Source organism: Pseudomonas sp. GM84 (assembly GCF_000282535.1).
GTDB lineage: Bacteria > Pseudomonadota > Gammaproteobacteria > Pseudomonadales > Pseudomonadaceae > Aquipseudomonas.
In genome coordinates, this window is record NZ_AKJC01000285.1 from 1 (window position 1) to 7,048 (window position 7,048).

8 protein-coding genes are annotated in these 7,048 nt (G+C 63.8%); 4 read left to right on the top strand and 4 right to left on the bottom strand.

The features are described 5' to 3' along the window. Nucleotides 1–181: 181 nt before the first annotated feature. Nucleotides 182–1,528 carry a dimethylsulfonioproprionate lyase DddP gene (gene dddP, locus PMI38_RS27590; protein ID WP_008098385.1) on the bottom strand — a complete coding sequence of 449 codons (1,347 nt, stop codon included), beginning with the start codon at nt 1,526–1,528 and terminating at the stop codon, nt 182–184. 125 nt (nt 1,529–1,653) lie between these two features. Beyond that, entirely contained in the window at nt 1,654–2,133 is a 480-nt protein-coding gene (locus tag PMI38_RS20955) for a VOC family protein (RefSeq protein WP_008098387.1), read from the bottom strand. Nucleotides 2,134–2,363: 230 nt separating this feature from the next. Here PMI38_RS20955 and PMI38_RS20960 point away from each other — a divergent pair, with 230 nt between their 5' ends. Continuing rightward, nucleotides 2,364–3,581: a hypothetical protein gene (locus PMI38_RS20960; RefSeq protein ID WP_008098389.1), complete on the top strand. Its 1,218-nt coding sequence runs from the start codon at nt 2,364–2,366 to the stop codon at nt 3,579–3,581. A gap of 230 nt (nt 3,582–3,811) precedes the next feature. Further along, the gene (locus PMI38_RS20965; protein WP_008098392.1) at nt 3,812–4,462 is read left to right on the top strand and encodes a TIGR04211 family SH3 domain-containing protein; all 651 of its coding nucleotides are present in this window, start codon (nt 3,812–3,814) and stop codon (nt 4,460–4,462) included. A gap of 177 nt (nt 4,463–4,639) precedes the next feature. Here PMI38_RS20965 and PMI38_RS20970 read toward each other — a convergent pair whose 3' ends face one another. Together PMI38_RS20970 and PMI38_RS20975 are read right to left on the bottom strand one after the other, a co-directional pair. Then, nucleotides 4,640–4,903, bottom strand: coding sequence for a hypothetical protein (locus PMI38_RS20970; RefSeq protein WP_008098394.1), 264 nt, complete (start codon nt 4,901–4,903; stop codon nt 4,640–4,642). Nucleotides 4,904–4,995: 92 nt separating this feature from the next. After that, on the bottom strand, nt 4,996–5,916 hold the full coding sequence (locus PMI38_RS20975) for a LysR family transcriptional regulator (RefSeq protein ID WP_008098396.1): 921 nt from the start codon (nt 5,914–5,916) through the stop codon (nt 4,996–4,998). 124 nt (nt 5,917–6,040) lie between these two features. On the opposite strand from PMI38_RS20975, the gene PMI38_RS20980 reads away from it, so the two are divergent. Both PMI38_RS20980 and PMI38_RS20985 read left to right on the top strand, forming a co-directional pair. Continuing rightward, nucleotides 6,041–6,775: an SDR family NAD(P)-dependent oxidoreductase gene (locus PMI38_RS20980; protein WP_008098398.1), complete on the top strand. Its 735-nt coding sequence runs from the start codon at nt 6,041–6,043 to the stop codon at nt 6,773–6,775. A gap of 17 nt (nt 6,776–6,792) precedes the next feature. Then, nucleotides 6,793–6,999 carry a tautomerase family protein gene (locus PMI38_RS20985; RefSeq protein ID WP_008098400.1) on the top strand — a complete coding sequence of 69 codons (207 nt, stop codon included), beginning with the start codon at nt 6,793–6,795 and terminating at the stop codon, nt 6,997–6,999. Nucleotides 7,000–7,048: the final 49 nt, after the last annotated feature.

Genomic DNA, 7,048 nt, shown 5'->3' on the forward strand with positions numbered 1-7,048 from the left:
GCGAAACAGGCAGCGCGGAGCATGGCACCGGCTTCGCCGGTGTTCGCGGGACAAGCCCGCTCCCACAGGAATCGCGCCAGCTTTTAGAAATTGAGCAAGACAGTTGCTCCCACACAGCCCCCGCAGATTCAACGACCTGTGGGAGCCGGTTTGCCGGCGATAGGGCCACCAGTGACAAAAGCTAGTCCCGCAGAAAACTCTCTTCGAACGGATAACGCGTCAACACCTCATACCCCGTCTCGGTCACCAGCAACTGGTTCTCCAGCTTGATCCCGTCACGCCCGCCGACCTCGCCCACATAGGCCTCGACGCACAGCGCCATCCCCGCCTGCAGTTCTCCTTCGTAGCCATAGCACTCAAGGTCTTCCGGGTAGCGAATGCTCGGGTACTCATCGCACAACCCCACCCCATGGAACATCACCCCATACCGCTGCGCCCGGCAACTTTCCGGCAGGCGGTGGCCGTTGTGGGTGAGCTCGGTAAAGCGCATGCCAGGCTTGACCATGCCCGCATTGACGTGGATGTGCTCGTGGGCGATGCGATACAGGCGCTTCTGCTCGGCAGTGGGCTCAAGGCCACCGCAGATCCAGCTACGCGACATGTCGACGCAAAAGCCGTAGACGCCGATCAGGTCGGTGTCGAACGACAGCAGGTCGCCATCGCCCAGCACACGCGGGCCAGACTCCTGGAACCAGGGGTTGGTACGGGGACCGGAGCTGAGGATACGGGTTTCGATCCATTCGCCCCCGCGACGTATATTGCCCGCGTGCAAGGCCGCCCAGACGTCGTTCTCGGTGGCGCCTGCGCGCATGGCCTGACGCATTTCGCCCACCGCGGCTTCGCAGGCGGCGACGGCGCAACGCATGGCGAGGATTTCGTCAGGGCCTTTGATCAGGCGGGCGAACTCGGTGACCTCCTGACCGCTATGCACCTGCACGCCGAGGGCGTCGAGGGCGCGCAGGCCGGCAATCTCGATGCGGTCCACGGCCAGTCGGCGGTTGTTGCCGGCATGGCTGCGCAGCAACTGGTCGACCTCGGCGCAGAAACGGCGGGCGTGCGCTTCGGTACGGTCGCCGGTTTCGAAATAGAAGAAAGAAGCGCCGCTGCGCAACTCGGTAATCAGCGGCAGGTGCGCACTGAGGTGATCGCAGCCGTGGAAATCCCACAGCACCACGTGGCCACTGGCGGCGATGAAGCAGGCACGGGCCGGGTTGTGGGTGGTCCACAGCTGCATGTTGGTGGTATCGGTGGCGTAGCGGATGTTCAGCGGGTCGAACAGCAGGATGCCGCCCAGGTCGCGGGCGATCAGTTGCTCGCGTATACGCTGCAAACGGTACTGGCGCATGCTCGGCAAGTGCGGTGGCTGCAGGCCGCGCTCGGCCCACTCGGCGAAGGCCAGCGGGGTCGGGCCGATCTCGGTACGGTCGTTGTCGTCCACCGAGCCGTCGGCCTTGAGTGCGGCGGCGCGTTGGCGGGCTGGGTCGATACGGCGGGCGTGGGCGGGGATCGAGAACGGCGATGTCATCATGGCGTGCGTATTCCCTGGGGTTCTTGTTGTCTGGAACAGCAATCGACCCCAGTCTATGGCAGGGCATCGCCTCCCCGGCATCGACATTTTCTGTGGGCTATCGATGACGTGAACGTATCGATCGCTCAACCGCGCAACGCCGCCTCGATCGCCGCCACATCGATCTTGCCCATGGTCAACATCGCGTCGAAGGCCCGTTTGGCCGCGGCCTTGTCAGGATTGCCAATCGCTTCGATGAGAATGCGTGGGCAGATCTGCCAGGAAATGCCCCACCTGTCCTTGCACCAGCCACAGACGCTCGCTTCACCGCCGTTGCCGACGATGGCCTCCCACAGACGATCGGTTTCCGCCTGGTCCTCGGTACTGACCTGGAACGAAAACGCCTCGCAATGCTTGAATGTCGGGCCGCCGTTGAGCCCTACGCAGGGAATGCCCATGACCGTGAACTCGACGGTAATCACATCGCCGGCCTTGCCCGACGGGTAGTCGCTCGGCGCCGGGTGCACGGCCAGTACCCGGCTGTCGGGGAAGGTGCTGGCGTAGAAGTTCGCGGCCTCTTCGGCGTCCTGGTCGAACCACAGGCAGATCGTGTTCTTGGCAGTCATGGTCGGACTCCAGGGAGTCAAGCGTGAACCATTGAGTCTAGCCCTTGCGCCTGGGTTGGCGATGGCCAGGGCCTGCGTTTCGTCGCACGCGGCCTGTACGATTCACGCTCAGAATAATCCTACGCATTTTGGTGAAATGCCCTACAAGCCACCCCCTTCACTGGACTGTCTGACAACCCCCATCATCCCTGGCGAACCTAACAAGCGACTCTACGCAGGGAGAATCAGGTTTGTCCGACTTCGAAGCGAAGCTGCAGCACCTCACCGCCGAACAGATCGAGGTGTTGTACAGCGAGTACATCAGCGGTGAAAAAATTCCCCTCTTGATCGAGCGCTACGGCATCGACGTGGCCCCCAGCAGCCTGATCAAGGCCTTTCCTCCCGTGCCTTCTGCAGCGCTGGCCTGCCCCTACTGCAAGGTCAGCCTGTTCGAACGGCGCAAAAGCAGAACGACCCACCGCTGGAACGAGAGCATGGCGTTCTGCAAGACCTGCACGCACCGTCATTACTTTCCTGGCCGTTCCCGCTGGCGGCGCGATTGCACCTGCCAACCCTGCCTGAGGGCGCGCGAGCAGGCCAAAGAGGCACAGGCCGTCGACCAGCGCAGGCGGATCAAGGCGCATTGGTCGCTGGCGAATCGAAAACCGCTGGCCCTGCACCGGCTTTCGTTCACCCACAAGCTGCAGTTGCTGGCCATGCTCGAAGTGCGCATGGACGCCCAGCACAATTACCTGGCGCCGGCAGAACAGCTGCACCATGACGCCCGTGTCAGCCCTTCCACGGCCATGGATGCCGCGGTACTGCAGGCGCTGCACGAGGCGTCGATCCTGTTGGTAGATCCTGACTCGCCACTGGATGCCTTCAGCGACGACCTGACCCCCAAGGCATGGCGAGACAAAGTGCGCTGGGTCGCCAATGTCAGCCTGGACGGCCAGCAGCGGGCGGCACTGGCCCCCCTCTACCGCGTACTGCACAAGGAACTGTCCGGCGGCCCGTTGCCCCAATGGGGCGTGCAGATCATCGCGATGATCGAGGCGCTGTCGAATGAAGAGGTGTGCGCCTACATCGCCGCCCGGTGCGCGGAGCATGGGTTGCCCTTCGAAGCCCGGAAAAAGGCCGCCGAGGTAGCCACACAACTGCTTCAGGACCACCCTGTGCGCCACGTCTGTTCGCTGGCCAACAGCGCCATACGCGGGGCACTGTCGTACATTGCGCGCGCCCACGTGACCAAGCTGCACGCCAGCAACACCATTCCCGCCAGCATGCTGGCGATGGGCGAGCGGGCGCTCAGGCAGCAATGGCAGTTCAGCCCGTCGGGCTACGACACCCACCCGCCGCGCTCCAGCCTCAACCAACTGCTGTTCGACGTGTTGCTGCAGCAGGATGACCATGGCCTTGAGCGCAAGATCGGCGACTACATTGCCCAGCTTCCCCTTCACCCCTCCTAGCCCTTCCAGGCGGGCAAGCCCGCGTCTGCAGATTTTTTGCGGACGGCTTGCCGGTGGAGGCGCTCTAGCCCGCCACTTGCAACATTCTGCAGACAATTCCTGCATTCAGCAGTGAACCTGCTTACAAAAATGCGGTCTTTGGCTGACGGTCTATTCACCGACCAGTTCGCCGGCCCCTCCCTGATCATGCGTCACCGGGCCTATTTTTCCTGTTGCAGCGAAGACCCCACATGCCTGAATCCCGCCCAGCCACCCTCGCCCTCCCAGCCCTGCGCGGCACCTTGCTTGCCGCCCTGGTGGCCCTCGCCGCCCCCGTGCATGCCGAAGAGCCGGCCAGCGATGCGCGTTGGGTCAGTGACAGTTTGAGCACCTACGTGCGCAGCGGCCCGACCGACGGCCACCGTATTGTCGGCACGCTCAAGTCCGGGCAGAAACTCACCTTGGTCGGCAGCCAGGGCAACTACAGCCAGGTGCGCGGGCAGAGCGGCGACCTGGTGTGGATCCTCACCAGCGACCTGCAGTCGGTGCCGGGCCAGGGCGAACGACTGCCGCAGCTGGATGCTCAGGTGGCTGAGCTGTCCGGGCAGTTGAAGACCATCGACGACAGCTGGAAGAACCGGGTGCAGGGCATGCAGGAGACCCTGGATTCGCGCAAGCAGCTGGTCGATGAACTGGAAGCGCGCAACAAGTCGCTCAACGAGCAGCTCGACCAGGCCCAGTCGAAGCTGCGCGACACCCAGGCGCAGCTGGGGGACGAGAATAAACAGGTGATGATGCGTTATATGGTCTACGGCGGCAGCATCGCGGGTGCGGGGTTGCTGGTGGGGCTGATCCTGCCGGCGTTGACCCGCGGGCGGAAGAAGAACGACCGCTGGTTCTGAGGGGGCTCAAAACCCGATAGCTTGCGCGCCCCCCCTGTGGGAGCGGGCTTGCCCCGCGAACACGGGCGAAGCCCGTGCCCGGCGCCTCTAGCGTCTGTGCTGGCCTCTTCGCGGGGCAAGCCCGCTCCCACAGAGAACTTCACCCTCAGCGAAGCGTCTCGCGGGAGGCGCTTTCACTCACTTGTTACGCGCCTTGTTGTAAATGGTCTTGGCCTGGTCAGCCGAGGCCTGGCACTGGGTCATGTCACCTGCTTTCTGAGCATCCTTGGCATTTTGCAAATGCACCTTGTAGTCATGGGCCATCCCTCCATGCAGTGCCTGACCACTGGTTTTGGAAATGTCTTCCAGTTCCTTGATCTTCGCCTCGCAATTGCTGGCAGGATCGGCATGGGCAGCAAAACTCAGTACGGAAGCGATCACCAGCAGTGTCATGGATTTCATGAAACGTTCTCCTGGGAAATGGGAAGGTCATCGAGAAACATTGGCTCGATGCAGAAAAAAGCATAACCCTCCTCAGCGCCCGACGCGTCACTTCAGCCCAGCGGTTGTGCCCCCTCGGCAACCAGAAAGTCGATGAACACCCGCACCCGCAACGGCATGTGCCGCGCCTGAGGGTAAATCAGCATGAATGGCCGTGAAGTGCCGCCGTACTCGGCCAACACCTCCACCAGCTCGCCGTTGTCCAGCGCGTCCTGCACCGTAAAGCGGTAAGCCTGCATCAACCCACCGCCATGGCGAACCAGGGTCGTGGTGGCCAGGAAGTCGCCCAGGCAGGTCAAACCGCCCTGCGTCTGCACCTCCAGCTCACGGCCATCCCGGCGAAAGCTCCACGGTGGGCTCCGCCCACTGCTGGCCAGTTCGAACTGGATGCACTCATGCCGGGCGAGGTCTTCGGGTACCTGCGGCGCCCCCTTGCGCGCCAGGTAGGCGGGGGTGGCCACCACCACCAACTCGGCATCCTCCAGGCGCCTGGCCACCAGGCGTGAATCGGCGGGCTCGCGACCACGAATGGCGAGGTCGAAGTGTTCTTCGGTGAAGTCCACATTGCGATTGCTGACATGCACGTCTACCTGCACGTGCGGGTAGCGCTCACGAAACCGGGGCAGCAGTGGCAGCAAGCGATGGTGGGCATAGGGCGTCGGCGCACTGATACGCAAGCGGCCACTGGGCAGCACCTGGCCCCCGGTCACCTGGCGTTGGGCCTCGACCAGTTGCCCGAGGGCCTGGCGACACTGCTGGTAGTACGCCTGCCCTGCCTCGGAAAGGCGCATCTGCCGCGTAGTGCGCACGAACAAGCGCACCCCCAGGCGCTCTTCCAGGCGCGCCACGCTGCGGCTTACCGCCGCTGGTGTGACACCTGCCTCGGTAGCGGCGGCGGTGAAGCTGCCATGGTCGGCGGCCAGGCAGAACAACTCCAGGCTGCCCAGTTGAAGATCGTCGAAATGGCGCGTCATGCTGGCTCGATTGATTACACGGTGTATCGATTGAAATGCCATCTGCCTCATTTTTCAAGCATGGGTTGCAACCTACAGTGGTCACCACACCGAGCCACCGGCTCACCTACTGGAGAACGCACACATGACCCAGCCAAGAACCGTCATCATCACCGGAGCCTCCAGCGGCCTCGGTTTTGCCCTCGCCGAAGCCTTCCTCGCCCGTGGCGACAACGTCGTCGGCAATGCCCGCAGCCAGGCGCGCCTGGACCAGGCCGCCGCGCGGCTCGGCCAGCCGCAACGCTTCGTCGGCGTGGCCGGCGACATCGCCCTGGCCGAGACGGCCCGGCGCTTGTTCGAAGTGGCCCTGGAGACCTTCGGCGCAGTCGACATCCTGATCAACAACGCCGGGATCTTCATCCCCAAACCGATCGCCGAGTACACCGAGGAAGACGTCGACGCCCTGGTCGGCACCAACCTCAAGGGCTTCTTCTACCCGGCCCAGGCGGCGGCACGGATCATGGCCGAACAGGGTCACGGGCATATCGTGGCCATCACTGCGTCCATCGCGCTGCAGCCAGATACTCGGGTACCGGCGCTGTTGCCGGTGCTGGTCAAGGGTGGGTTGAACCAGGCGGTCAAGGGGCTGGCCCTGGAGCTGGCGTCCAGCGGCGTGCAGGTCAATGCGGTGGCCCCCGGGATCATCGATACCCCGCTGCACAGCGGCAATGTCGAAGGCCTCGGTGCATTGTCGCCCAGTGGCCGGACCGGCTCGCCGCAGGATGTGGTGGATGCCGTGCTGTACCTGACCGATGCGCGCTTCGTCAGCGGCGTCGTCCTGCCGGTAGACGGTGGCAGCACCGCCGGCACCTGGCACTGAACAGAGGAGTTGAAGCCATGCCTTTTGTGCATATTCGGGTGACCGACGAAGGTGTCAGCGCCGAGCACAAGCGCCAGTTGATCGAAGGCACGACCCGGTTGCTGCAACAGGTGCTGGGCAAGCCGCCGGCCAGTACCTTTGTGGTGATCGAGGAAGTGCCGACGGATAACTGGGGGGTGGGTGGGGAGACGGTGACCGCAGTGCGGCAGCGAGAGCGGGGTTGAAGCTGGGGGCCGCTTTGCGGCCCAATCGCCGGCAAGCGCGGCTCCCACA